Genomic DNA, 25,303 nt, shown 5'->3' with positions numbered 1-25,303 from the left:
TAAACACTTAAAAAAGTGTTTTTAAAATCTCAGATATTTCCCCTTTAAGGATAGAACAAAAATGAAGGTACAAATTTATAACTTATTTAATGAGTAAACAAATAAATGCCAGTAAATAAAAAAGCTCAATCTTAAACGATTGAGCTCTATATATTATATTAAATTGTTTCTCCTAATTCTTTTAGCTTAGACGTATTTTCAGCTAACATTAATTCATCAATAATTTTTTGAATATCACCGTTTACAATATTTTGTAGATCATACAATGTTAATCCAATACGATGATCAGTTACACGTCCTTGTGGGTAGTTGTATGTTCTAATCTTTGCAGAACGATCACCAGATGTAACCATTGACCCACGTTTTGCAGCATCAGCTTCTTGTTTCTTAGCTAACTCCATATCATACAAACGTGAACGTAATACTTTAAAAGCTTTCTCTTTATTTTTATGTTGTGATTTTTGATCTTGACATTGTGCTACTAAACCAGTTGGAATATGCGTTAAACGAACAGCTGAATAAGTTGTATTTACAGATTGACCTCCAGGACCAGATGAACAGAAAAAGTCAATACGAACGTCTTTAGGATTAATTTCTACGTCAAATTCTTCAGCTTCTGGAAAAACCATACAAGTAGCTGCCGAAGTATGAACCCTACCCTGAGTTTCCGTTTGAGGCACACGTTGTACACGATGTACACCAGCTTCAAACTTTAACGTTCCATACACATCATCTCCACTAACTTCAAATTGTATTTCTTTAAACCCTCCATTGGTTCCTTCAGAAAAATCTACAGTAGAAACTTTCCAGCCTCTTCCTTCACAATACTTAGTATACATTCTAAATAAATCTCCAGCAAAAATACTTGCTTCATCACCACCAGTACCTGCACGTAATTCTACTACAGCGTTTTTACCATCTTCAGGATCTTTAGGTATTAATAAGAACTTGATTTCATCTTCTAAAACAGGGATACGAGCTTTAGACTCTTCCATTTCCATTTTAGCCATTTCTACCATTTCCGCATCACTTCCATCAGCTATAATTTCTTTAGCCTCTTCAATTGTATTTACAAGCCCTTCGTATTCGTTTGCTTTTTTTACAACTTTTCCTAAATCTTTATATTCTTTATTTAATTGTACGTAACGTTTTTGATCAGAAATCACGTCAGGTTGAATGATTAAATCTGACACTTCATCAAAGCGTTGTTTAACTATCTGTAATTTGTCTAGCATTATATCTTTTCTTGGATTGCGAATTTACGATTTTTCTTTAAATTTGAGCAACACACAACTAACTTAAAACAAACTTATTATGAGATTTCTTTTTCTCTTTTTATGCGTTACTCTTATACTTTCCTGCAAATCTAACACATTAAAACCTACTTTTCTTATTGGAAAATGGCAACGCATAAATGATAAACCTAATCAAATTACATATGAAAACTGGAACTCAAGTTATAAAGGATCAGGCTTTACACTAAAAAAAGGAGATACTATTTTTAAAGAAATTCTAACTATAGAAACTATTAACAACACTCTGCATCTTAAAGTTACAGGTGTTAACAATAAACCTACTCTATTTAAATTCATACAACAAACAGATTCATCATTTATTTGTGAAAATAAATTAAATGAATTCCCCAAAAAAATAAAATATTGGAAAAACAACTCAAATCTACATGCTCAAGTTTCAAATGATAGTTTTAAAATAGATTTTACATTTAAAAAATTAAATTAATCACATTATTTTTATTTATTAACTGTAAGTAAATATTTATATTTATTTAACATTCTTTTACTCATTATTGAAAGTAATACTATTAACTTTGCGGTAAATATTTTTAATTATGAAAAATTTACTGTCAAATATTAAAATAGAAACCCCAAAAGGGATCTATATAAAAAACCCTGAATCATCCGATTTAGGTAAAAGAATAGTTGAACATAGTATTATTTTAATTGAAAAATTTGGCTTCGAAAGCTTCAATTTCAAAAAACTCGGAAAAGAAATTGGATCAAACGAAAGTTCTATATATAGATATTTTGAAAGCAAACACAACTTGTTAATTTATTTAACCTCTTGGTATTGGGGATGGATAGAATATCAATTAGTTATTGAAACATATAGTATTAATAATTCTAAAGATAAATTAATTACCGCTCTAAAAGTTGTTACGAGAACCACTGTTCAAGACAGTAATTATGGGCATATTAATGAGATTTTATTAAATAAGATTGTAATAAACGAAAATTCTAAATCTTATTTAACTATAGATGTTGATGCTGAAAATAAAGAAGGATATTTTATGACCTATAAAAGAGTTGTAAAAAGATTATCTGAAATGATTTCTGGGCACAATCCTAAATATAAATATCCTTTGAGTTTAGCTAGTACTATAACAGAAAGTTCACTTCATCAACACTTTACCAAGCAACATTTTCCTTCAATTACAAATTTTAAAAGCAACGATAATCCAACTGATTTTTTTATTGAACTAGTATTAAAGACATTATTAAATGAATAACAAAATACTTTCTCCATGGCAACGTTTTTTAGGGCTTGTTAAGCTAGAACAAAAAGACATACTTCAAATAGCATACTATGCTATTTTTGAAGGTATAGTTGCCTTGTCTCTTCCACTAGGAATACAAGCTATCATTAATTTATTACAAGGCGCTCAAGTTTCTGCTTCTTGGATCGTTTTAATTATTTTAGTTACTGGTGGAGTTGCCTTTGCAGGTATCTTAAAATTAATGCAAATGCGAATCATCGAAACTATACAGCAACGAATTTTCACGAGAGCATCTTTAGAGTTAAGCTATAGATTTCCCAAAATAAAAATGAGTGAATTACGAAACTATTACTTGCCTGAACTAGCTAATCGTTTTTTTGATACACTTACTATTCAAAAAGGGCTATCAAAAATACTTATTGATGTTCCATCAGCTTTTTTACAAATAATTTTCGCCTTATTATTACTATCATTTTACCATCCTTTCTTTATATTCTTTGGATTCTTATTACTATTATTAATTTTCATAGTATTTAAATACACTGCACAAAAAGGATTAGAAACAAGTTTAAAAGAATCTAAAAACAAATACAAAGTTGCTCATTGGCTACAAGAAATTGCAAGAACAGTTATGAGTTTTAAATTATCTGGTAAAACAAATTTGGCGCTTAATAAAACTGATAATTTAGTAGATGATTATTTACAATCAAGAGAAAAACATTTTAAAATTTTAATACTACAGTACATACAAATGATCGGTTTTAAAGTACTGGTTACTGCTGGACTATTATTAATAGGAGGTTTTTTAGTATTGAATCAAAAAATGAATATTGGACAATTTGTTGCTGCAGAAATCATTATTCTTTTAATAATTACATCGGTTGAAAAACTAATTATTGGTTTAGAATCATTTTACGATGTGTTAACATCCATTGAAAAACTTGGACAAATAATTGACAAGCCAATTGAAGCCCAAGAAGGAGAGTTAATTAATGGAGACCAAGAATTATCTATAGAACTCCAAAGTGTTGTTTATAAAGTAAACACCTTAAACATACCTATATTAAATGATATTTCACTAATTGTAAAACCAACAGATAGGATATTAATTCAAGGAGAAAGCGGAAGTGGTAAATCAAGTTTACTACAACTAATTTCAGGTTTAGTAGAACCAACATCAGGTCATATTTTTATTAATAATCAGTCCATTAACAGCTTACACTTAAATAAGTACAGAGCTAATCTAGGTTTATCATTATCAGAAGAAACCCCATTTGAAGGAAGCATAAGAGAGAACATTACTTTTGGAAATAAAGACATATTGGATGAACAAATATACCTAACCTTAGAAAAAGTAGGCTTAAAAGATTTTATAAAACAACAACCTAATGGTTTAAGTACAATTTTAAAACCTGATGGAAAACAAATAGCCTATACTATAGCTAAGAAAATAATTTTAGCAAGGGCTATAATAAAAAAACCTAAAGTTTTAATTCTAGAAGACCCATTAGATCAATTTAAAAAAGAAGAAACACAGAAAATAATCGATTTCTTAACACATAGCTCTCAGCCTTGGAGTTTAATTGTAGTTAGTAGTAATTATACATGGAAAGAAAAATGTAATAAGCATATTACGCTTGAAAAAGGCGCTATTATAAACCTTAAACACTAAGCTATGTTAAATATCTCTAACAATAAAATATCAAAATATATTGATATTACCACCTTTAAGTCTGGTAAAGAAATTTTCACTAAACAATATCATAAACGATTTAAAAAATTCTTACTTTTCTTTACCTTCATCTTAATTGTAATTTTATTTTTACCATGGACTCAGAACATAACTAGCAAAGGAAGTGTTACTACCCTTAAACCTAATCATCGTCCGCAAACTTTACAATCACAAATTCCTGGGCGAATTGAAGAATGGTTTATACAGGAAGGAGACTATGTAAAAAAAGGAGATACTATTCTTCGAATATCAGAAATAAAAAGCAATTATTTTGATGCAAAATTATCTGAAAGAACCGGTAATCAATTAAACGCAAAAGCTTCTTCTGTAATTGCCTACCAAAATAAAACTCAAGCTTACAAAAATCAAATTATTGCATTAAAACAAGAACGAAAGCTAAAACTTGCGCAAGCACAAAACAAACTTATGCAAGCGTATTTAAAAGTAAAAAGTGATAGTATTGATTTAGAAGCTGTGAAAATAAAAACAACTATTGCTAAAACTCAATATGAAAGAGCTATTACTTTACAAAAAGAAGGTTTAAAAGCCACTAAAGATGTTGAAGAGAAAAGAGCAAAACTTCAGGAAGCTAATGCAAAATTGATTTCTCAAAAAAACAAATTATTAACTACTGAAAATAATGTTATAAATGCCAAGCTTACTATATCTACACTTAAAGCAACCTACAATGATAAATTAGCAAAAGCACAAAGTAATGTGTTTACTGCTCAATCGAGTGCCTTTAATAGTGAAGCGCAGGTTTCAAAATTAGAGTCTAGTTTAGCTAACTATAAAAAACGTGAAAGTTTACTTTTTGTTACTGCTCCTCAAGATGGATATATCAACAAAGCCATTATTTCAGGTATTGGAGAAACCTTTAAAGAAGGTGAAAAACTAGTTAGTATAATGCCTGCTAATTATGATTTAGCAGTTGAGATGTATGTTAAACCTATAGATTTACCTTTAATACATATAGGTGAAAAAGTACGTGTTCAATTTGACGGTTGGCCAGCAATCATTTTTAGTGGATGGCCTAATGTATCCTACGGTACCTATGGTGCAAAAGTTATAGCAATCGAAAATTATATTAGTAGCAATGGAAAATACCGAGTACTACTAACACAAGATAAAGAGTATGAACCATGGCCAAAAGCTGTTAGAATAGGCTCAGGAGCAAGATCAATTGCCTTATTAGAAAATGTACCTATATGGTATGAACTATGGAGGCAAATTAACAGTTTCCCTCCTAACTTTTATCAGCCTAAAAACAAGAAACAAGCAGAAACTAAAAATAAAAAATAATGAAAAAAATTTTAATCATTTTAATTTTTTGTTGCAATACTTTTAGTTTTTCTCAAGAAGTAAAGAACTCACTTTCATTAGAAGAATATTTAGGATATGTAAAAAAATACCATCCTTTATTAAAGCAAGCTAAATTAACAACAAGCAATGGGGAAGCTAAATTACTCAAGGCTAGAGGTGCTTTTGATCCTAAAATAGAAGTTGATTACACTCGTAAAAACTTTAAAAACACAGAATATTATAACAAACTGAATACAACATTCAAAATACCAACATGGTATGGTATAGAATTTAAAGCCAATTATGAAAACAATGATGGATACTATTTAAATCCAGAATTTAAAACCCCTGAAAAAGGATTATATTCAGCTGGGGTTTCAGTATCTCTTGCTAAAGGATTATTAATTAACCAAAGAATGGCTTTCTTAAAACAAGCCAAGCTTTACAGAAAACAATCAATAGAAAAACAAAAACTATTAGTAAACGAAATATTATATAACGCTATAAACTCTTATTTTAAATGGTTAAAAAACTACCAAACACAATTGGTTTACAATAACTATCTAACAAATGCAAAAACTAGACTAGATAATGTTAGAAAAAGTTTCATCGCAGGAGATAAACCTGCAGTTGATACACTAGAGGCTAACATCAATTTAAAAAACAGACTATTAGACCTTGAGAAATCTAAAATAAGTCATACTAAATCTAAGTTAGAGCTTTCCAATTATTTGTGGTTAAATAATGATTTACCACTAGAATTAAGTGACTTAATAACTCCTGATCTTAATACTATAAATAATATTGATTTGGTACTTGGAAATTCAATTATAAAAGCCGCTAGTTTTAACACTAATAATCATCCTAAATTAAAAGCTTTACAATTAAAAAAAGAAGGGTTTAAAGTATCAAGAAAACTTAAACTGAATAACCTCCTTCCAAAAATAGATCTTCAATATAATTTTTTAACTACTGATTATCAAAATATAAATGCACTTTCAACATCTAATTACAAAGGAGGGTTAAATGTTAGTCTACCTCTATTTCTAAGAAAAGAACGTGCTGATTTAAAATTAGCCAACTTAAAATTGAAAGAAATAGACTTTGATATTTCATCAACAAAAGTAGCTATAGACAATAAAATAAAAAGTAACACAGAACAAATTAACTCATATAAAGAGCAAAATAGAATATTAAATGATCTAGCTAAAGACTACAAACAACTTTTAAAAAGTGAAGAACGAAAATTTTATTTAGGTGAAGGATCTATGTTCCTTGTTAACTACAGAGAAGTTAAATCGATAGAAAATGAATTAAAGTTAATTAAAAATCAGTTTAGTTATTTTAAATCAAAATCTACCCTATTAAAAACACTCAATTCATTTAGTTTATAAAATAAAAAAGACCTTAAATTCTCATTTAAGGCCTTTTCGTCTAACCAAACTTAGTATAAAAAACTAACTACTACTATCTTTAAAACTATATTTATCTTTTTTAAAAACCTCTCCTTTCAGCATGTTGTCATTTCAGACCATATACAAGGGGAATCTTACTCAGAGAGACTTGGGGTTTATAACAATTATAAACTTAGGGAAAACAAACTATTATAAATGAAATGTTTAATGAACTTATTTAAAACTTAAAACGTTATTTCGTTTCTTGTTACACTATTATGACACTTCTTTTTTCGATAGGTCACATAAAAACAAAAAAAATCTCAAAAAAATTATTTTTTTGAGATTTTTAGTATAAATATTTTCTTAACACTACTCGATGTTCAGGTATGGACTTATCATAATCCTTAACCAAAATCTCTAGTATTTCCGGAGGTTTAACGCCTATTTCTTTTTTTGAAGAATATTTTGAAACATACAAATCATAGGTCACTTTTTCTTCTGAAATATTTTTTTTAAAAATTAAAAAATGTTGCGAATTTAATTCCGAGTAACAAATTTCTTCTCCTAAAAAAGTATCTGATTTATCAACATAAAAATCAGAGAACTCATAATACTTAAAAACATTTTCCATATTAAAGTATTTCAGCAGAAAGTCCTAACTGTAAAAGTTTTGAACATTTAGATTCTAAATCTTTGTATTCGCCAGTTTTAACTGCACATTTTCCTTTATAATGTACTAAAACAGTACATTGTTCAGCTTGTTCTGGTGTATGCTCGCATACACTAACTAAACTATCTATAACAAAGTCAAATGTATTTACATCATCATTATATAAAATAATTTCATGCTTTCTAGTTTCCTCAGTTAAAACATCTAACTCTTCTTGAATTTTCTCAATAGTACTCATCTGTTTTTATTTTTGATATCGTAATGACACCCAATTATTTCTTTGTATAGTTTTATCTAGAGATAATTTATATTTTGATACTTCTTCATCAATGATAGAAATATCTTCTTGATAAAATCCGCTTAACAACAAAACACCATTTTCATTAAGACATTTTGTATATGTTTCCATATCATTTAGCAAAATATTTCTATTAATATTTGCAATGATAACATCATACTGCTTATTTTCTAATAGCGATGAATTTCCTTCATAAACACTAATATGATTACAGTTATTCCTCTGAACATTTTCAATAGAATTTTCATAACACCAAGCATCAATATCAATAGCATCTATTGGTGTTGCCCCTTTCATTTCAGCAAAAATAGCTAAAATTCCTGTACCACATCCCATATCTAATACTTTCTTACCTTCTAAGTCTAATGCTAACAAGTGTTGTACCATCATATGAGTTGTTTCATGATGACCTGTTCCAAAACTCATTTTTGGTTCTATTACTATATCAAATTTTAAATTTGGGTTTTCATGAAAAGGAGCTCTTATACTCACTTTATCTTCAACTTGTATAGGATTAAAATTCTTCTCCCATTCTGCATTCCAATTCGTTTGCTCTACCTCTCGTTTAGTGTAGGTAATTTTAAATTCTGTAGAACTTAAAATGAAGATATCGTTTAAAATATCTTCACTCCAATCTTGTTTTTGAATATATGCAGTGACTCCTTCATTGCTTTCTACAAAACTTTCAAACCCTACAGTTCCTAACTCAGCTATTAAAATTTCAGTAGCTGGTTCATTAGGAACAACAATAAAATTATACTCTATATAAATACTATCCATTAAATTGCTTCAATTATTGCTAAAAAATCTTCTGATTTTAATGATGCTCCACCTATTAATCCTCCATCTACATCTTCTTTTGAAAAAATCTCTTTAGCATTCGCTGGTTTTACACTTCCTCCATATAATATAGAAATACTATTTGCTGTTTTTTCATCGTACTTTTTAGCTAATACTTCTCTAATAAAGGCATGCATTTCTTGAGCTTGCTCAGGTGATGCAGTTTCTCCAGTTCCAATTGCCCAAACTGGCTCATAAGCTAATATAACTTTTGAAAAATCTTCTTTCAATAAATGAAACAATCCTTCACTTAATTGGTTTTCTACTACTTCAAAATGCTTTTCAGCTTTTCTATCTTCTAATAACTCACCAAAACAAAAAATTACCTCTAAATTATTAGCTAATGCTGCATCAACTTTTTTTGCTAACAATTCATTAGATTCATTAAAATACATTCTTCTTTCAGAGTGACCTAAAATAACTACATTAACTCCAACGTCTGTTAACATATCTGCAGCAACCTCTCCTGTATAAGCTCCACTTTTAGCTTCATGCATATTCTGTGCAGCTACTTCAATATTAGATTTTTTAGTTCTTTTTACAATGCTATTAAGATTTATAAAACTTGGAGCGACAATTACCCTCTTATTTTCAAAACTATTTTTTTTCAATCCCTTTCTTATCCCTTTAACAAGCTCTTTAGCTTCTTTAAGGTTTTTGTTCATTTTCCAGTTACCTGCTACGATGTTTTTTCTCAATGTGTTGTTATTTTTAAATTGTGTAGTTAAGAAGGTTTAAGCTTGAGTGCAAAAATACATCATTTTTTTAAGCTTTTTTCAATTAGTTCATCAGTAGATTTTGTAGCATTAAAAACTATTATTTTTTTATTTTTATCTACTACTAAATATCTAGGTATCCAACTTAAATGCAAAAACTCTCCAAAAGGGCCTTCCCATCCAGATTTCATATAATATTGTTCTCCCTTAAGTTGTAGGTTTTCTATTCCTAGTTTCCAATTAGTAATTGATTTATCTAATGATAAATTAATATAAACAATATCAGGGTATTTACTTTTTAACTCTATAATACCTGGTAAACTTCTTATGCAATCACCACACCAAGAAGCCCATATATTTAAAACTATTTTCTTTTCAATATGTTTATCTAAAATTTCTTGAAATGTAATTTCATCTCCTTTTAATGTAATAAAAACATCATTTAATGCAGCTTCAGAAAATTCAGACTCATTTTTTACGATACAACTACTTAACAGGATAAGGAAAATTATTGTAAACCTTTTCATTTGTTTAATTTACTTTCTATTTTAGATACCTTAGACGTATTAAACACTTTAAGCTTACCGTTTTTATCTATCAATAAAAATCTTGGAATTGTTTTTAACTTTAAAAATTTAGCTATTTCTCCTTTTCCCTTTTTAGGTATATAATAGTGACTTCCTTTTACTTTTAAAGTTTCTAATCCTCTTTTCCAATCATGGTAAGAATGATCTACTGATAAAAAGATATAATTTATCTTTTTATTATTTTGCTGAAGTTTCACTACATCTTTAAAACTATCTTGACTAAAAGGACAATAACTAGCGTATACCTGTATAATAGTTTCTCTTTTTAAGCCATTCTTCAATATCTCTTTTAGAGTAATAGATTCCCTATTAATAGTTATCAATTTTTCTTCTAAAGGCTTTACAGATATTTTTTTAGGCTGAAAAACTGCACAACTACCAAACAAAAGTGTTACTAAAACTATTACAACAATTCTCATACTATTCTAATTTAACACGTGGATCTAACCAACTATATAAAATATCTACTAAAATATTAATAAAAATAAACAAGCTTGCTATTACTAATACACTCCCCATTATTACAGGTAAATCTAAAGTGTTCAATGAATTTACTATTTCTTTACCTAATCCATTCCAATTAAAAATATATTCAACAAAAACAGCTCCTGCAAGCATGGATGCAAACCAACCCGAAATTGCTGTTATCACAGGATTTAATGAGTTTTTAAGTGCATGTTTTCTAATCACTTGGAACGTAGTTAACCCTTTAGCCTTTGCGGTTCTTATATAATCTTGATTTAAGGTTTCTAATAATGAATTCCTCATTAATTGAATTATTACAGCTAGTGGACGAATTCCTAAAACTAAAGCTGGTAACACTAAATTTTTCCACTGAATGTATATGTTTTCGCCAAAATCATCTACAACGTACAAGCTTCCAGTCATTTGAAGATTCGTATATTTATGCAAAACAAACCCAAACAACCATGCAAAAACTATTGCTGAAAAAAATGATGGCACACTCATACCAAAGGTACTAACAACAGCTATTAGCCTGTCAAACAATGTGTCTTTATAAATAGCTGATAACACTCCTAAAAATATACCTAAAAACATGGCTATTGTTATTGCAAATATTGCTAATACAGCAGTATTAGGTAATGTTTCTTTTATTACTTCTGAAACATTTTTACCATTCTTTTGAAATGATTGACGTAAATATGGATATTTTAAAACTATAGTTACTTTTCCTATTGATATTAATTTTTGATATTTATACTTTTTTTCTAACAAATATGTATAATCGTCTTTGTTATCACTATGAAAAGATAATGGTGAAACATCATTCAAATAATATAAATACTGGGTAAAAACTGGTTTATCAAAGCCATATTTTTTTCTAATATTTTGTAATTGTTCTGAATTCTCTCTCTGATCTAACATCATTCTAGCGGGATCTCCTGGTAAAATATTAAATAAAAAGAAAATGACAGTAACCACCCCAAAAAGTGTTAGGAAACCATAAAAAATTTTGTTTATAATATATCGGAACATTGATAACAAAGATAATAGAAACTCATAAAAATGTTTACTTTTGCCTAACTTTTATAACAACTCATGACAACACAACAACTTGTATCTGAAATTAAAAAGAAAAAATCTTTTCTATGTATTGGTTTAGATGTAGATCTTAACAAAATACCTCAATATTTATTAAAAGAAGAAGATCCTATTTTTGCTTTTAATAAAGCAATAATTGATGCTACTCATCATTTATGTGTTGCTTATAAACCAAATACTGCTTTTTATGAAGCGTATGGACTGAAAGGGTGGAGAGCTCTTGAAAAAACAATTAATTACATTAACGAAAAACACCCTGAAATTTTTACAATAGCTGATGCAAAACGTGGTGATATTGGTAATACTTCAACAATGTATGCTAAAGCTTTCTTTGATGATTTAGCTTTTGATAGTGTTACTGTTGCGCCATACATGGGAAAAGATTCTGTTGAACCTTTTTTAGCTTTTGAAAACAAACATACTATTTTATTAGCCTTAACATCTAATCAAGGTGCCTTTGACTTTCAAACTAAAGAAGTTGATGGAAAGGAACTTTATAAACAAGTTTTAGAAACTTCAAAAAACTGGACCAACTCTCATAACTTAATGTATGTAGTTGGTGCTACAAAAACTGAATTCTTATCTGAAATTCGTACTATCATTCCTAAAAGTTTTTTATTAGTTCCTGGTGTTGGTGCACAAGGTGGTAACTTAGAAGATGTTTGTGAGCACGGAATGAATGAAAATATCGGTTTACTAATTAATTCTTCACGTGGAATTATTTATGCAAGTAATGATACTAATTTTGCAAAGTCTGCTGCTGAGAAAGCTAAAGAGCTTCAAAAAAGTATGGAAATTATATTAAACAAAAAAAGTCAAGGTTAATGACTCCTTGACTTTATAGATTAATTCAAATAATGATACCAATGAAAACAAAGTTGGTATAACTATGGCAAAAATAAGGGGATTAATTCCTTAGTTTACTGTCTTTGATGTGAACTCACTGGTTTTTGAATTAAGAGAATAAAAAGGCTGTTTAAAAACAGCCTTTTCAAAATTTAGTTTTGATCAGCTTGTGATATTTTTGGGTTTTTATCGATCTCATCTTGAGGAATCTTAAAAGTCCATCTTGCATTTCCTGCTGGAAATTCAACTTCCCATCTGTAAGCATCTCCTTTTCTAGAAATCCCTTTGTTTCTTCTTTTTAAGTCAAACCAAGAAACACCAAGTTCTCCATATAATTCTTTTCTTCTTTCTATTAAAATCTCATTAACTAATGCATCTTTAGTAGTAGCTGTTGATAAAGTAGCAACTGCATCTCTAGCTTTCACTAATTCTAATAAAACTTGTTTAGCTCCATTTAAATCTCCAGCTTCTGCTTTTGCCTCAGCTTCAATTAAATACATTTCTGAAGCTCTCATGAATACTAAATCACCAGATCTATCAGTTAAATCTCTAAACTTCTCAGTTGTAAATAATTTAGTTTGATTAGTTGTAGCTTGCTTTTTGATTAAAGATTTTCTAACATCAGTATCACTTGTAAATAAAGCTTGAAAATCTTTACTTACATATATTTGATTGTACCCAGGACTTGTATGGTCAATAAAAGAATAAAATCTAGCAAAACCATCTTGCTGATCAGCATTAAATGGTAAAGCCCACATCCACTCATTATTACTTATCGTATTGAAACCTTCTTTATAAGTTGCTTGATTCATTAAAGCATATGGTGCCTTTGCTTTAGCAGCATATTCAGCAGCCTTAGTCCAATTTCCAATTTCTAAATAAACTCTTGCCAAAATACCTTCAGCAGTAGATTTATTAAATCTATATTTAGACACTGCGCTTCCCATATCAGGAATTGCTTCTTCTAACAACTTAATAATTCTGTCATAAGTTTCTTTAATAGTACCTCTTCCTGTTGGTTCTTGTCCAGAACTTAATGATGCTGAATATACAGGTATACCTGGTTTTCCTTCTCCTAGTAAATAAGAACCAGAAAAATATCTTACTAAATTAAAATAACTATATGCTTCTACAGCTTTTAATTCACTTACATACGTTTTTTTCTTAGCGTCAGGCAAAGCCGATTTATTAATTCCCTCAATATGAGTTCTTGCTATATTAGCCGTTGAATAAAAAATCTCCCAAGCCCAGTTGTTTCTTCTACCGTTAGAGTTTTCCGTTACATCCCATCTATGTTCAAAAATGTACCAGTTAAAATCTGGAACTGTTAAATCTGTTCCCATAACCTCAGCTCCTAAATAATAAGCTTTTGCTCCCCAAGTATCGTGTCTTGATCTATAATCTCTTATATTAGCATAAAGCCCTGTAAAAGCTGCATCTATTCCTGATTCAGTAGTATAAACAACAACGTCAGTTACAGATCCTGTTGGTTTTGGCTCATCTAGGAACTCATCACTACAAGATGCAAAACCTATGAATAAAGCTCCTATTAATGTATATTTAAATATATTTTTCATCGTAAAATTTTTATAGTGAAATATTAACTCCTAAAGACAATGTTTTTAATACGGTAGATCTATTATTAGTAATACCGTTAAAACTTTGTTCTGGATCATCTAAGTTGCTCTCTCTTTTCCATGTCCAATAGTTATCTGCAGAAAGGTAAACTCTTAACCTTCTAATATTTAACTTTTCTAACATCTCTTGATCAAGATTATAACCTATAGAAATATTCTTTAAACGAATAAAATCTCCTCTTTGTAACCATCTAGTTGATCTAGAATTGAAGTTATCACTTGCAGTAGTTAATTTAGGTACATCTGTAACGTCTCCATCTTTTTGCCAAGCATTTAAAACATTACTACTTAATTGCTCTCCTAAGTTCCTAGCTTTCATTAAAGAAGCATAATCTGTATTATAGATATAATTTCCAAATTTATAGTTGAAATTTAATGATAAATCAATTCCTTTGTACTCAAATTTAGTTCCTAATCTACCTTCAAAATCAGGTAATGCAGATTTTCCTGTGAAGTATCTAGTTGCTTCATCGTATTTAGATGTTTTTTCTCTTCCTGTTATTTTTCCAGAAGCATCTTTTACATCTTTATACCATTCAGGTGCTCCAGTTTTAGTGTTAACACCAGCCCACTCTCTCATATAAAACTCATAACGATCTCTTCCTGCTTCCCAACGGAAAGAACCATTATTTTCACTTTGTTTAAGATCTTCAATTCTATTTTTGTTTGTAGAAATTGTAAAAGAACTTGTCCATTTGAAGTTATCGTTTTCAATATTAATCGAGTTAACATTAAATTCAAAACCTTTGTTACTCATTTCACCAAAGTTTTTCCACTTACCTAATGCTCTTGAATTTCCATCGTCATCTGGTCCCGTACCTCCTGAACCTAATGATGGTGCTGGTGTATCAAAATATAATAAATCAGTTACTCTATTATCATAATATTCTACACTACCATAAATTCTACTATTAAATAAAGCAAAATCTAATCCTACATTTAACTTATTATGTGTTTCCCACTTTAAGTCTTTATTACCAATTGCTGTTGGAGCTAAACCTCCACTTGCTAATACGTTAAAACCTAGTCCATACTCATCTATGTATGTAAACTGTTGATTAATATTTTGGTTACCTACAGTACCATAACTACCTCTTAATTTTAAAGAACTAACAGTTTCGCTTCCTCTAAAGAACTCATCATAGATACTCCACCCTGCAGCAACAGACCAAAAAGTACCCCAACGATTATCTTTATGAAAAATTGAAGATGCATCTCTACGAACACCTGTTCCGAAATAATATTTTTCATTAAAATTATAATCTAACCTTCCAAAGAAACTATATAGCCTATTTTTGTTAGTTATTGAACCTACTGAAGTAGGTGTAGCTCCATTATCTAACTCAGTTAAATCACTAAAAACATACCCTGTTGCAGTAGCATTAAGTCTATTAAATGTTCTATCATACATTTCTTGACCTAATAAAGCTGTTACACTATGCTTTTCATTAAAAGTTTGGTTAAAAGATAATGTATTAATAATGTTCCAAGTTTTAGTAGTATTTCTACGTTTACTACTAGATCTATTATTAACTTGATCTTGAGGAGTCCCTACAAAATGATTATTAAATGTATTCTCTTCATACAAATAGTTTGTATAATTTAATTGAGATTTAAAGTTTAAATTATCAGAAAACTTAAAATTAACATATGGTGAAAAATTAAATGTATTTCTCTCGAATAAATTTGTACTTCCGTAAGTTTCAGCTAATGGGTTATAATTACCAAAAAAACCTCTGTTCTCAGCAAAATCATATTGCTTTTCGCCATTTGCTCCTAAAATAAAAGTTCCATCTCCATTTCTTTTATATAATGGATAAATAGAAGAAATAGATCTTGCATATTGAATATTATTTGCAAATAAAGATCCACTTTGAGTAGGAACATTAGATTCACTTATTGTTACAAAAGCATTTGCTCCAACACTTAACCAAGACTTTACATCTGAAGAAAGATTAATTCTTCCATTATATCTTCTAAAAGTAGAATTTAAACTAAAACCATCACTATCTAAAAAAGCTCCAGAAATAAAGTATTTAGTTTTTTCAGAACCTCCTCTTAATACTAAAGACACATCTTGTCTTGTTGCATTTTGAGTTAAGATATCGTAATAATTAGTATTGTAAAGCAATCTTGCATTACTTTTGATATTTCCATCTGTACCAACTGGTTGGCTAACACTATATGGATTTGCTTTTAAATCACTTATCAAATTTGTAGTTGCAAAATTACTTGCAACTGCTGGTGTATCACCTGCATCTAACCTTGCATTTCTAATAGATTGCCAAGAGGTAGTTAAAATTTGCTCAGAATTTAAATAACTATAATCATTCGTTGCTTTGTCAGAAAAACCATAACTAGTGCTAACTTCAATAATACCTTCTCCATTAGTATCAGCTCCAGATTTTGTTTTAATGATAATAACTCCGTTTGCTCCTCTATTACCATATAAAGAAACCGCATCAGCATCCTTTAAAACTGAATATGACTCTACATCATTAAAGTTAATTGAATTTAAGTTCCCAGCAAACTGAGCCCCATCAACAATAATTAATGGATCAACATTACCTTGTAAAGAACCTACACCTCTAATTCTAATTGTTGGACTCGCCCCCGGTTGCCCTGATGTATTAACTAATGATAATCCTGAAGTTCCCTGTAAAGCTTCAGTTACAGTAGTAACTTTTAAGTCACCTACTTCCTTTGCAGTAACTACACTTACAGCTCCAATAATATCTTTCTTTCTTTTAGCAGCATATGCTACAGACACAACAACTTCATCAAGAACGTTTGCATCTTCAGTCATCTTCACATTAATGATAGATGATTGACCAACTACTTTTTCTACGTTTTCGTATCCCAAAAACATATATACAAGAGTATCTCCTGTATTTGCTTTGACAGTATAATTACCATCGATATCAGTTTCTGTTCCTTTAACAGTACCTTTAATTACAACACTTACCCCCGGTAATTGTCCTGCTTCATCACTAACAGTTCCTGTTATTGTTCTTTGCTGCGCACTTACGCTAACAATAAAACAAAAAAACGCTAGAAATGTTAAAGCCTTTTTGAAACTTTGCTTCATAAATTATTAAATTTTTATTAATTAACATTTATAAAAGTACAGGCAATACCGTATCAATAATCTTTATTTGAAGCAAACAGATAGTAATTTGATGTAAAAAAACCTTTTTTAGATGTAAATGAAAAAACTCGTAAATCACAATGAAATGTTAATAATGTTAAAGTTTAAAATTACTTTCAAAGTACTGTCATTACTATGAATTTTCTTTATTAGTTTTGTTAAAAAAACAGCTTAAAATTCAAATTCTCCCTGTATATTATGTTTACACTAAATAAAAACATTGAGTTTTATTAGGCTTCTAAAAAAGCCACAAAAAACCAATTAATCTTCCTTCTAAAAAGTTTTTATTTTTTAACAAAAAGCATTTAGGGTTAATTATTATCGATTTGTTATAAGTATATAAAAAAAAATGTAAATGGAAATTTCTGCCTTAATAGTTGATGATGAAAATCTTGCTAGAATTAGAATAAAAAAACTTATTGAACAACATGGTTTATTAAATGTTATTGGAGATTGCTCTAACGGAAAAAACGCAATCGAAAAAATAAACAGTCTTAATCCTGATGTCGTTTTTCTTGACATTAAAATTAAGGACATGACAGGTTTTGATATTATTGAAAAAATAAACCTTCCTAAAAAACCTATTTTTATTTTCGTAACAGCCTATAATGAATTCGCTTTAAAAGCCTTTGACTATTTTGCTTTTGATTATTTATTAAAACCTTTTAAAGAAGATAGATTTATAACTACCATAAATAAAATAGTAGAACAAAAACAAAAAGAAGAAATTTCTGGTTTTCAACATAGTTTAGAAAACATCCTTGACATTGTTAAAGAAAAACAAATCATTGACCAACATACAAATAACAAAAAAATAAGTATTAAATCTGGTAATAAAATTTCATTTATAGATATTGATTCTATTAAATACATTTCAGCTTCTGGTTACTATGTAGAAATTTTCACCATTGATAATAAAAAATATCTACTTCGCGAATCATTATCTAGTATAATTAATAGGCTTAATTCTAATAATTTTATGCGAATTCACAGGTCTACAATTATAAATTCTAATTTTATAAACGAAATTATTACATCTAACTATGGTGAAACAGATGTAAAAATTAATGATAATAAAACTTTTAGAGTTAGTAAAGGATATAAAAAGGAGTTTCAAGAAATGATGGGAGTTAAATGAAAAAAAGTAGGCTAACATTATTTTTCTCAATACTCTATGCTTTTATTTCTATTCTTCATTTAATTAAAGTTTATTACTTTAAATCTATTGGTTACAGGTATACTCAAAAAAAATGGTCTATATTAATAATTGACTCTATTTTAGACTATTTTTTGGTTATACTTTTTTTCATTGTTGTGAATAAAACAACAAAAAAGTTACTTAACAAAAAGAAGTCATGGAAGCAAATTGCATTACTGCATATTATGCTCTCTTTTGTAATGAGTTTTATTATTGTTTTATGTATTTATTTATTTCATATTTCTAATGGAAATATCAAGTTAAATAACCTTATGTTAAAAGAGGTACTTAGATATATAATAGCCACAATAGATGTTAACGTATTAATTTATTTCTTCATCATCTCAGTTATTTACTCTTATCATTACTTAAAAAAAAATCAAAAAATAGAAAAAGAAAAATCTATTCTTGAAAGGCAACTAATGAAAACAAGGTTAAACCTAATACGATCAAACTTACAACCTCATTTTTTATTTAACACTTTAAATAGTGTTTCTTCATTGATAGATATATCTCCTAAAAAAGCGCAAGATACTATTGCTGATTTAAGCGATCTTTTTAGAGAACTGTTAGATACTAAAGAAAAGCTAACAACATGCATAGAACTTGAATTATCTACTCTAAAAAAATATATTAGTATTCTTGAAGTACGATTTGCAGATAATTTTTCTTTTAAAACCATCATACACGATACATCTATTTTAAATGCTAAAATACCTTACCTTTTACTACAACCAATTATTGAAAATTCAGTAAAACATGGTTATTCTTACGATCATGACGATTTAAATATTATTTTAATAATTCAAAAAATAAACGACTGTATTCTTATCACTATTGAAAATGATGGAAAATCACTTCCTGATGATTTTTGTCAAGTTAAAATGAATATTGGTTTGGAAAGTACTATTGAAAGATTAAAAAGTACTTTTAATGAAAACTATTCTTTTAAAATGAATAATAATAAAAACAAAGGCGTAATAACAAGTATCAGTTTTCCGTATATTGCCATAAAAACAGTTGATAGATCAAATTAATAGAACAGTTACATTAAATACTCCCCCTAAAAGAATTATCTCATTAGTTCCAAGTCAAACAGAACTTTTGGTTGATTTAGGGTTAGAAGATTTTATTGTTGGCATTACAAAATTTTGTATTCACCCTAAACACCTTAAAAAAAGCAAAACTATTATTGGAGGCACAAAGAATATTAAAATTGACACCATTAAAGAGCTCAAACCAGATATTATTCTATGCAATAAGGAAGAGAATACTAAAGAAATAGTTCAAGAATGTGAAAAAATAGCACCAACCCATGTTTCTGATATTTTCAGTTTAGAAGACAGTAAAGAGCTTATTAAACAATACGGCACTATTTTTAACAAAAAAAATGAAGCCCTTAGCCTTTTAGATAAACTAAATTTTGAAATCTGGAGCTTCAGTAGTTTTATAAAAGATAAAGATTATAAAAAAGTAGCATATTTTATTTGGAGAAAACCTTGGATGGTTTCTGGAAATAATAATTTCATTAATCATTTACTAACCCTTAATAAATTTAGTAATATTTACGTAAACAAAGATCGCTACCCTGAGGTTGATATCACTAAAATTCAAGAAGAAGGAAACCCTGATTTAATTTTATTATCCTCAGAACCTTACCCTTTTAAAGAACAGCATGCTTTTGAAATACAAGAACACATTCAACACGCAAAAATACTATTTGTAGATGGAGAAATGTTTTCTTGGTATGGCAGTAGACTTTTAAAAGCTTTTGATTACTTCAAACAATTACACAACAGAATTTGATATTTCTTTATTCAAATATTTCACTCTATTAAGTTTTTCTAAAACTTGCATTGCTTTAAATGCTGATCTATCACTTTTACATTCATCAACATATTTATAATCATTAGCTCTTTCAACCAATTTACGATACCTTTCTTCAAGATGCCTTTTATATTTATGTAATTGATTTATTTGTAGCATTATAGTTTTTATTAAACACCTTATAAATATACATAATTTTCGTTTACCAACACCACTTTTAACACTGAAAAACAAGTATTTAACATAAAACAAGGCTCACACTAAAAATAAATCAATTACATAACTATTATGACTTCTTTTTTTATCTATTAAGTCTTTAATTTTATAGACTTCTTCATATTTTCTTTTGTTAGTCTAACCTATTACTTTCCTTTTTATAAGTTACTACATAATTAAAGAATCATTTGTTCTAATAAAACAGTCAATAATTAACTTCTATCTTGTAATGCAAAAACTCTTCTAAGTAAATCAGTATTTCGCAATCCAACTTTTTCTCGAATCCCCTTTTCTTCAACAGCTATCATTTGAAAAACACCTTTTAATGCCTCTGTTGTTACATAATCAGTTAAATCTGGATTAACTCTTTTCACAAATGGAATACTATTGTACTTTGATATTAAATTTTTCCAAACTTTATCAGCTCCCACTTTTCCAAATGAACTCTTAATTACAGGGTTAAACTTACCATATAAGGTTGTTTTAGTTTTTCCTTCTAAATATGAAGTTGCAGCATTTTGCTCTCCTAATAAAATGTTTTTAGCATCATTAAAAGTAATTTCTTTAACTGCATTTACAAAAATAGGTGTTGCAGTTTTTACCGCATCTTCTGCAGCTCTATTTAAAACCTTAATTCCTTCGTCTGCAATATTACTTAGACCAATTTTACGCAAAGCTTTATCTACGCCTTGTAGCTCTTTTGGTAACAAAATTTTCACTAATTGATTTCTATAAAACCCATCTTTAGATGTTAATTTAGATACTTGGTGTTTAATTCCATTATCTAATGCTTGACGAAGTCCACTACCTATTTGACCTTGAGATAAAATTCCTTTATTAGGTATTTGATTTACTACTTTTTGTAACTCAGCACAACCAATAAACTGGATAGCTATGAATACTATTAATATTTTTTTCATTTTTTATATTTTTATTAAACTCTTTTTATTTTAGAAACAATTACTCAATTATCGTCACTTTTATTTAAAACTATCTGTTTTTTTATCATATCCATACGGACAATGTTTGCATCCACTTTTACAGCAATATCCTCTTTTTAAATGATATTTTTCTGTAAAAACTTTATATCCCTGTTCATTTAGATAAAAATCTTCTTTTTCTAACTCTACTCGTTGTCTATACATACTGCAAAAGTACCAATCAATTTTTAAAAGTAACAAAGTTTATACCAGAACTATAATAAGATATATAAATATCGCTCTTTAAAAATTGGTTTTATTATTTTTACACGATATGATTTTAACAAAGAAAATTGAAGGTAAAAGTATTGTTTGGTTATCGCATAACAATCAATATATTGTTGTTGAAAATATTGTTGCAGACACACTTAATCTATTAAATAAAAAAACTCCTATAAAAGAAATTTTCACTACTTTATATAAGTCAATAAACATACCTTATGATGAAGCTTCTGGTTTTATAACTGATATAAAAAAACTCTTAAAAGAAAAGATTGCAGAGGAAGAAACATTTTCTAGTCATAGCATTCCTAGTACTTTTCATATTAGAAAATACTATAAAATAAATTCTAGCATATTTTTTATTGAATTCTTAAGTGATTATAGCTTCTCGTTAATCCATCCTAAGTTTGCACATTTAGAAGTCGATTCTCAAAATAAAATAGACTACCATTATAAAGTTTTTACTTCCAACGATAATATTCATTTTTACATTGACAATATTCTAATTGGCTCATGGAAAACATCCGAGAGCCACTATTTTCAAGGAAAATTCTCAATGAAAATTATTGAGCATACTCATAAGGAAAGAGAAGACAATTGGATGGGTATTTTTCATGCTTCTGCTGTAAGTAACGGAGAAAAAGCAATTCTTTTTTTGGGTGATTCTGGCAATGGAAAAAGTACTTCTTTAGCATTGTTACAAGCTAATGGCTTTTCATGTTTAGCTGATGACTTTGTGCCAATACTTTCTGAAAATAAAGAAGTTTATAGTTTTTCTTCTGCTATTTCAATAAAAAAGAATAGTTTACCTGTTCTTTTACCAATTTACCCTGAGTTAGAAACTTCAGCTGAATACCATTTTAAAGCTTTAAACAAAATAGTACGGTATCTTCCTCCAAAAAACTCTGGATCTAAACAACATCAGCCTTGTAAAACATTAGTTTTTATTAAATATAAAGCTGAAAGTGATTTAAAAATTACTGAAATTTCAAAACTTGATGCTTTTCAGCAATTAGTACCAGATTCGTGGCTTTCTGCAAGAACTGAAAATGCGACTTCTTTTTTAGATTGGTTTGACAACTTATCCTGTTATAAACTTACGTATTCTGATAATGAAAAAATGATTACAACCGTAAAAAAACTATTTACTGATGACTTATAAAGAAACACTTTTTTTTGTTGGTAAATGTTTAACTATAACCCATGAAGAAGAAAATCGAAAAATAGTTGAACAAAAAATAATTGACAAGACTGTTGATTGGGATAGTGTAGTTAAATTAAGCACTGGTCATTATGTATTTCCTGCCTTATATTGTAATTTAAAACGTGCTGGCTTTTTACATCATCTTCCTAATGATTTGGTTGGATACATGGAGTACATAACCAATCTTAACCGTGAAAGAAATCAACAAATTATTGAACAAGCAAAAGAAATCAACGAATTACTTTTAACCAATAATATTACTCCGATTTTTTTAAAAGGAACTGGTAACTTATTAGAAGGACTCTATGAAGACATTTCAGAAAGAATGGTTGGAGATATTGATTTTATAATTTCTCCAAAAGAATATGAAAAAACCATAAGTATTCTACATCAAAACAATTACTCTCCCGTGGTAGAATTGAAATATGATTTCCCTTCATTTAAACATTACCCAAGAATACAACATCCAAATAAAATTGCTGGAGTAGAAATACATAAACAAATGGTTATTAAGGATTATTCAAATGAATTTAATTACAATTACATTAAAAATAAAATACAACAAATTGGTAATGTGAATGTATTAAGTTACTCTGATCAACTTTGTTTATCTATAATTGCTAAACAAATAAATGATGATGGTTTATTCTTTAATGATATAGCCTTAAGAAACGCTTATGATGTTTTCTTGTTATCTAAAAAAACAATAGCAAAAAACTCTTTTAATAAATTTAAAAAACTCAAAAGTCCTTTAAATACTTTTTTAGCTCTTTGCTATGTATCATTTGGGAATATCAACTCTTTAGATTTTCATACTAATAAACATACACAATATTGCATAAATTTATTCTTGAAAATATTAAACGACAATAACTACAGACAAAAACACTATGCCAAGCAAAAAAAATCTAGATACTTTAAATCTAGATTTAAAATATTTTATCAATCTATTTATGATAACAAAATAAGGTTTTGGCTATTTAAAAGACTTACAGATAAAGAGTTTAAAAAACAACTAAAAAATTTAGATTAATTGCCTAACCTCTTCAAAATCCAACCCTCCATAATTCCCCGAACTCATTAATAAAAGCGCTGTATCTTTTAAGTTTTCGGCAAATAAAAATTCTTTAAATTCTTGTGGGTTTGTATAAATTAGTAAATCATCTCGTTCAAAAGCTTTAGCTATTTGATTTTCAGTAACCTCTTCTAATTGCTTAATTTTAACAGCATCTGGAGAATAAAAAACTACTGCTTTATCTGCATTAGATAAAGCTCCTTTATACTCTGCTAAAAACTCAGCATTTAAACTACTATAGGTATGCAATTCTAAACAAGCTAATAAAGTTCTATTAGCATATTGGTTTTTAACAGCTGTGGTAGTAGCTTGAACTTTACTTGGACTATGGGCAAAATCTTTAAATATAACTGTACTATCACTTTCAGTAACTTTCTCTAATCTTTTATTTGCCCCTTTAAAACTGGCTATAGCCTCATAAAAATCATCTTCATCAATTCCCATGTGCTGACATATCCATTTAGCTCCAGCTAAATTTTGCAAATTATGTTCTCCAAATATTTCTAAAGGCATTAAACCATCAGGAGTGTCAATAAATGTAATTCCGTTTTCAATACTATGATTTGGAGTGTTATATGAGTATTTTTTTATAGCATGTTCAGATGCTTCAACAACATCTTTTACAGTAGTATCTTCTTCATTATATACCATAATCCCTCCATTTGTTAGAGAGTTTGTAAAAATCGAAAATTGCTCTACATAGTTTTCAAATGTTGGAAATACATTAATATGATCCCATGCAATACCACTTAATAAGGCTATGTTTGGTTTGTATAAATGAAATTTAGGACGCATATCTATTGGAGAACTTAAATATTCATCTCCTTCTAAAACAATAAATTCATTTTTCTCTGTTAAATGTACCATTGTTTCAAAGCCATCTAATTGAGCACCTACCATATAATCTACTTCTTTTTCATGATAATTTAAAACATGCAAAATCATTGAAGTTATAGTAGTTTTTCCATGTGAACCTCCAATAACTACACGTGTTTTATGTTTAGATTGTTCATATAAAAATTCAGGATATGAATATATCTTCACCCCAAGCTTTTGGGCTTTTAATAATTCAGGGTTATCTTTTTTAGCATGCATTCCTAAAATAACAACATCTAATGTTTCAGTTATTTTCTCAGTAAACCAACCAAACTCTTCTGGTAACAACCCATATTTGGCTAATCTAGATTTAGAAGGATCATGAATTGTATCATCACTTCCTGTTACTTGATATCCTTTTTTGCTTAAAGCAATTGCTAAATTATGCATTGCACTTCCTCCAATAGCTATAAAATGTACTCTCATTTAAAACTCCTAAATTTTCTGTAAAGAT

25 protein-coding genes are annotated in these 25,303 nt (G+C 28.4%); 11 read left to right on the top strand and 14 right to left on the bottom strand.

From position 1 onward, the window contains the following. Window positions 1-158 precede the first annotated feature (158 nt). Entirely contained in the window at window positions 159-1,235 is a 1,077-nt protein-coding gene (gene prfA / locus DS884_RS09685; RefSeq protein WP_093868938.1) for a peptide chain release factor 1, read from the bottom strand. 79 nt (window positions 1,236-1,314) lie between these two features. Here prfA and DS884_RS09680 point away from each other — a divergent pair, with 79 nt between their 5' ends. From DS884_RS09680 to DS884_RS09660, 5 genes are all read left to right on the top strand, one after another. Then, complete coding sequence (locus DS884_RS09680; protein WP_113786618.1) at window positions 1,315-1,740, top strand: DUF6265 family protein; 426 nt, start codon at window positions 1,315-1,317, stop codon at window positions 1,738-1,740. Between the two features lie 109 nt (window positions 1,741-1,849). Further along, window positions 1,850-2,527, top strand: coding sequence for a TetR/AcrR family transcriptional regulator (locus DS884_RS09675; protein ID WP_113786617.1), 678 nt, complete (start codon window positions 1,850-1,852; stop codon window positions 2,525-2,527). Then, window positions 2,520-4,187, top strand: coding sequence for a peptidase domain-containing ABC transporter (locus tag DS884_RS09670; protein ID WP_093868941.1), 1,668 nt, complete (start codon window positions 2,520-2,522; stop codon window positions 4,185-4,187). Before DS884_RS09675 ends, DS884_RS09670 begins: the two co-directional genes overlap by 8 nt. 3 nt (window positions 4,188-4,190) lie before the next feature. Beyond that, on the top strand, window positions 4,191-5,549 hold the full coding sequence (locus DS884_RS09665) for an HlyD family secretion protein (RefSeq protein ID WP_113786616.1): 1,359 nt from the start codon (window positions 4,191-4,193) through the stop codon (window positions 5,547-5,549). After that, window positions 5,549-6,943, top strand: coding sequence for a TolC family protein (locus tag DS884_RS09660; protein ID WP_113786615.1), 1,395 nt, complete (start codon window positions 5,549-5,551; stop codon window positions 6,941-6,943). Before DS884_RS09665 ends, DS884_RS09660 begins: the two co-directional genes overlap by 1 nt. Window positions 6,944-7,292: 349 nt before the next feature. Here the strand turns inward: DS884_RS09660 and DS884_RS09655 are convergent, their stop codons facing one another. The 7 genes from DS884_RS09655 to DS884_RS09625 are packed head-to-tail and all read right to left on the bottom strand — an operon-like array spanning window position 7,293 to window position 11,554. Next, a complete protein-coding gene (locus DS884_RS09655) occupies window positions 7,293-7,577 on the bottom strand; it encodes a hypothetical protein (RefSeq protein WP_113786614.1) in 285 nt (94 codons plus the stop codon). 1 nt (window position 7,578) lies between these two features. After that, entirely contained in the window at window positions 7,579-7,854 is a 276-nt protein-coding gene (locus DS884_RS09650) for an ATP-dependent Clp protease adaptor ClpS (protein WP_093868945.1), read from the bottom strand. A 6-nt stretch (window positions 7,855-7,860) separates the two neighbouring features. Then, window positions 7,861-8,694, bottom strand: coding sequence for a 50S ribosomal protein L11 methyltransferase (gene prmA / locus DS884_RS09645; RefSeq protein ID WP_093868946.1), 834 nt, complete (start codon window positions 8,692-8,694; stop codon window positions 7,861-7,863). Continuing rightward, window positions 8,694-9,452 carry a triose-phosphate isomerase gene (gene tpiA / locus DS884_RS09640; protein ID WP_113786613.1) on the bottom strand — a complete coding sequence of 253 codons (759 nt, stop codon included), beginning with the start codon at window positions 9,450-9,452 and terminating at the stop codon, window positions 8,694-8,696. Before tpiA ends, prmA begins: the two co-directional genes overlap by 1 nt. 59 nt (window positions 9,453-9,511) lie before the next feature. Next, window positions 9,512-9,997, bottom strand: coding sequence for a TlpA family protein disulfide reductase (locus DS884_RS09635; protein ID WP_093868948.1), 486 nt, complete (start codon window positions 9,995-9,997; stop codon window positions 9,512-9,514). Then, a complete protein-coding gene (locus tag DS884_RS09630; RefSeq protein ID WP_113786612.1) occupies window positions 9,994-10,476 on the bottom strand; it encodes a TlpA family protein disulfide reductase in 483 nt (160 codons plus the stop codon). Before DS884_RS09630 ends, DS884_RS09635 begins: the two co-directional genes overlap by 4 nt. Window position 10,477: 1 nt before the next feature. Further along, window positions 10,478-11,554: an ABC transporter permease gene (locus DS884_RS09625; protein ID WP_093868950.1), complete on the bottom strand. Its 1,077-nt coding sequence runs from the start codon at window positions 11,552-11,554 to the stop codon at window positions 10,478-10,480. A gap of 63 nt (window positions 11,555-11,617) precedes the next feature. Between DS884_RS09625 and pyrF the strand changes: the two genes are divergently transcribed. Then, window positions 11,618-12,445 carry an orotidine-5'-phosphate decarboxylase gene (gene pyrF / locus DS884_RS09620; protein WP_113786611.1) on the top strand — a complete coding sequence of 276 codons (828 nt, stop codon included), beginning with the start codon at window positions 11,618-11,620 and terminating at the stop codon, window positions 12,443-12,445. Window positions 12,446-12,618: 173 nt separating this feature from the next. Here pyrF and DS884_RS09615 read toward each other — a convergent pair whose 3' ends face one another. Both DS884_RS09615 and DS884_RS09610 read right to left on the bottom strand, forming a co-directional pair. Beyond that, window positions 12,619-14,043, bottom strand: coding sequence for a RagB/SusD family nutrient uptake outer membrane protein (locus DS884_RS09615; RefSeq protein ID WP_093868952.1), 1,425 nt, complete (start codon window positions 14,041-14,043; stop codon window positions 12,619-12,621). 10 nt (window positions 14,044-14,053) lie between these two features. Further along, window positions 14,054-17,191, bottom strand: a complete 3,138-nt coding sequence (locus tag DS884_RS09610) for a SusC/RagA family TonB-linked outer membrane protein (RefSeq protein ID WP_113786610.1) — start codon at window positions 17,189-17,191, stop codon at window positions 14,054-14,056. Window positions 17,192-17,606: 415 nt separating this feature from the next. On the opposite strand from DS884_RS09610, the gene DS884_RS09605 reads away from it, so the two are divergent. The 3 genes from DS884_RS09605 to DS884_RS09595 are packed head-to-tail and all read left to right on the top strand — an operon-like array spanning window position 17,607 to window position 20,255. Next, complete coding sequence (locus DS884_RS09605; RefSeq protein ID WP_233487143.1) at window positions 17,607-18,389, top strand: LytR/AlgR family response regulator transcription factor; 783 nt, start codon at window positions 17,607-17,609, stop codon at window positions 18,387-18,389. Next, window positions 18,386-19,486: a sensor histidine kinase gene (locus DS884_RS09600; RefSeq protein WP_113786609.1), complete on the top strand. Its 1,101-nt coding sequence runs from the start codon at window positions 18,386-18,388 to the stop codon at window positions 19,484-19,486. Before DS884_RS09605 ends, DS884_RS09600 begins: the two co-directional genes overlap by 4 nt. Then, on the top strand, window positions 19,470-20,255 hold the full coding sequence (locus DS884_RS09595) for an ABC transporter substrate-binding protein (protein ID WP_113786608.1): 786 nt from the start codon (window positions 19,470-19,472) through the stop codon (window positions 20,253-20,255). Before DS884_RS09600 ends, DS884_RS09595 begins: the two co-directional genes overlap by 17 nt. On the opposite strand, the gene DS884_RS09590 is transcribed toward DS884_RS09595, so the two are convergent. The 3 genes from DS884_RS09590 to DS884_RS18455 form a co-directional block, all read right to left on the bottom strand. Next, window positions 20,238-20,435 carry a hypothetical protein gene (locus DS884_RS09590; RefSeq protein WP_093868956.1) on the bottom strand — a complete coding sequence of 66 codons (198 nt, stop codon included), beginning with the start codon at window positions 20,433-20,435 and terminating at the stop codon, window positions 20,238-20,240. The genes DS884_RS09595 and DS884_RS09590 overlap by 18 nt on opposite strands. 269 nt (window positions 20,436-20,704) lie before the next feature. Next, window positions 20,705-21,412: a DUF4197 domain-containing protein gene (locus DS884_RS09585; RefSeq protein WP_113786607.1), complete on the bottom strand. Its 708-nt coding sequence runs from the start codon at window positions 21,410-21,412 to the stop codon at window positions 20,705-20,707. 60 nt (window positions 21,413-21,472) lie between these two features. After that, window positions 21,473-21,637, bottom strand: a complete 165-nt coding sequence (locus DS884_RS18455; protein ID WP_158530835.1) for a DUF5522 domain-containing protein — start codon at window positions 21,635-21,637, stop codon at window positions 21,473-21,475. A 109-nt stretch (window positions 21,638-21,746) separates the two neighbouring features. Between DS884_RS18455 and DS884_RS09580 the strand changes: the two genes are divergently transcribed. Further along, the gene (locus tag DS884_RS09580) at window positions 21,747-22,856 is read left to right on the top strand and encodes a hypothetical protein (protein ID WP_113786606.1); all 1,110 of its coding nucleotides are present in this window, start codon (window positions 21,747-21,749) and stop codon (window positions 22,854-22,856) included. After that, window positions 22,846-23,931, top strand: coding sequence for a nucleotidyltransferase family protein (locus DS884_RS09575; protein WP_113786605.1), 1,086 nt, complete (start codon window positions 22,846-22,848; stop codon window positions 23,929-23,931). Before DS884_RS09580 ends, DS884_RS09575 begins: the two co-directional genes overlap by 11 nt. Here the strand turns inward: DS884_RS09575 and DS884_RS09570 are convergent. Further along, window positions 23,923-25,275, bottom strand: a complete 1,353-nt coding sequence (locus DS884_RS09570) for a UDP-N-acetylmuramate--L-alanine ligase (RefSeq protein WP_113786604.1) — start codon at window positions 25,273-25,275, stop codon at window positions 23,923-23,925. The genes DS884_RS09575 and DS884_RS09570 overlap by 9 nt on opposite strands. Between the last annotated feature and the right edge of the window lie 28 nt (window positions 25,276-25,303).

This window comes from Tenacibaculum sp. E3R01, from assembly GCF_003318185.1.
Taxonomy (GTDB): domain Bacteria; phylum Bacteroidota; class Bacteroidia; order Flavobacteriales; family Flavobacteriaceae; genus Polaribacter; species Polaribacter halocynthiae.
The sequence above is the reverse complement of the archived record's forward strand: the minus strand, read 5'-3'. Positions and strand labels throughout refer to the sequence as shown.

Excerpts from the sequence above, each read along its gene's own strand:
- DS884_RS09675 (WP_113786617.1), top strand. The coding sequence starts at position 1,850 with ATGAAAAATTTACTGTCAAATATTAAAATAGAAACCCCAAAAGGGATC.
- DS884_RS09585 (WP_113786607.1), bottom strand. The coding sequence starts at position 21,412 with ATGAAAAAAATATTAATAGTATTCATAGCTATCCAGTTTATTGGTTGT.
- DS884_RS09570 (WP_113786604.1), bottom strand. The coding sequence starts at position 25,275 with ATGAGAGTACATTTTATAGCTATTGGAGGAAGTGCAATGCATAATTTA.
- DS884_RS09600 (WP_113786609.1), top strand. The coding sequence starts at position 18,386 with ATGAAAAAAAGTAGGCTAACATTATTTTTCTCAATACTCTATGCTTTT.
- prfA (WP_093868938.1), bottom strand. The coding sequence starts at position 1,235 with ATGCTAGACAAATTACAGATAGTTAAACAACGCTTTGATGAAGTGTCA.
- DS884_RS09660 (WP_113786615.1), top strand. The coding sequence starts at position 5,549 with ATGAAAAAAATTTTAATCATTTTAATTTTTTGTTGCAATACTTTTAGT.
- DS884_RS09610 (WP_113786610.1), bottom strand. The coding sequence starts at position 17,191 with ATGAAGCAAAGTTTCAAAAAGGCTTTAACATTTCTAGCGTTTTTTTGT.
- DS884_RS09575 (WP_113786605.1), top strand. The coding sequence starts at position 22,846 with ATGACTTATAAAGAAACACTTTTTTTTGTTGGTAAATGTTTAACTATA.
- DS884_RS09670 (WP_093868941.1), top strand. The coding sequence starts at position 2,520 with ATGAATAACAAAATACTTTCTCCATGGCAACGTTTTTTAGGGCTTGTT.
- DS884_RS09580 (WP_113786606.1), top strand. The coding sequence starts at position 21,747 with ATGATTTTAACAAAGAAAATTGAAGGTAAAAGTATTGTTTGGTTATCG.
- DS884_RS09630 (WP_113786612.1), bottom strand. The coding sequence starts at position 10,476 with ATGAGAATTGTTGTAATAGTTTTAGTAACACTTTTGTTTGGTAGTTGT.
- DS884_RS09665 (WP_113786616.1), top strand. The coding sequence starts at position 4,191 with ATGTTAAATATCTCTAACAATAAAATATCAAAATATATTGATATTACC.
- DS884_RS09650 (WP_093868945.1), bottom strand. The coding sequence starts at position 7,854 with ATGAGTACTATTGAGAAAATTCAAGAAGAGTTAGATGTTTTAACTGAG.
- DS884_RS09680 (WP_113786618.1), top strand. The coding sequence starts at position 1,315 with ATGAGATTTCTTTTTCTCTTTTTATGCGTTACTCTTATACTTTCCTGC.
- DS884_RS09625 (WP_093868950.1), bottom strand. The coding sequence starts at position 11,554 with ATGTTCCGATATATTATAAACAAAATTTTTTATGGTTTCCTAACACTT.
- prmA (WP_093868946.1), bottom strand. The coding sequence starts at position 8,694 with ATGGATAGTATTTATATAGAGTATAATTTTATTGTTGTTCCTAATGAA.
- DS884_RS18455 (WP_158530835.1), bottom strand. The coding sequence starts at position 21,637 with ATGTATAGACAACGAGTAGAGTTAGAAAAAGAAGATTTTTATCTAAAT.
- DS884_RS09590 (WP_093868956.1), bottom strand. The coding sequence starts at position 20,435 with ATGCTACAAATAAATCAATTACATAAATATAAAAGGCATCTTGAAGAA.
- DS884_RS09655 (WP_113786614.1), bottom strand. The coding sequence starts at position 7,577 with ATGGAAAATGTTTTTAAGTATTATGAGTTCTCTGATTTTTATGTTGAT.
- DS884_RS09605 (WP_233487143.1), top strand. The coding sequence starts at position 17,607 with ATGGAAATTTCTGCCTTAATAGTTGATGATGAAAATCTTGCTAGAATT.
- pyrF (WP_113786611.1), top strand. The coding sequence starts at position 11,618 with ATGACAACACAACAACTTGTATCTGAAATTAAAAAGAAAAAATCTTTT.
- DS884_RS09635 (WP_093868948.1), bottom strand. The coding sequence starts at position 9,997 with ATGAAAAGGTTTACAATAATTTTCCTTATCCTGTTAAGTAGTTGTATC.
- DS884_RS09615 (WP_093868952.1), bottom strand. The coding sequence starts at position 14,043 with ATGAAAAATATATTTAAATATACATTAATAGGAGCTTTATTCATAGGT.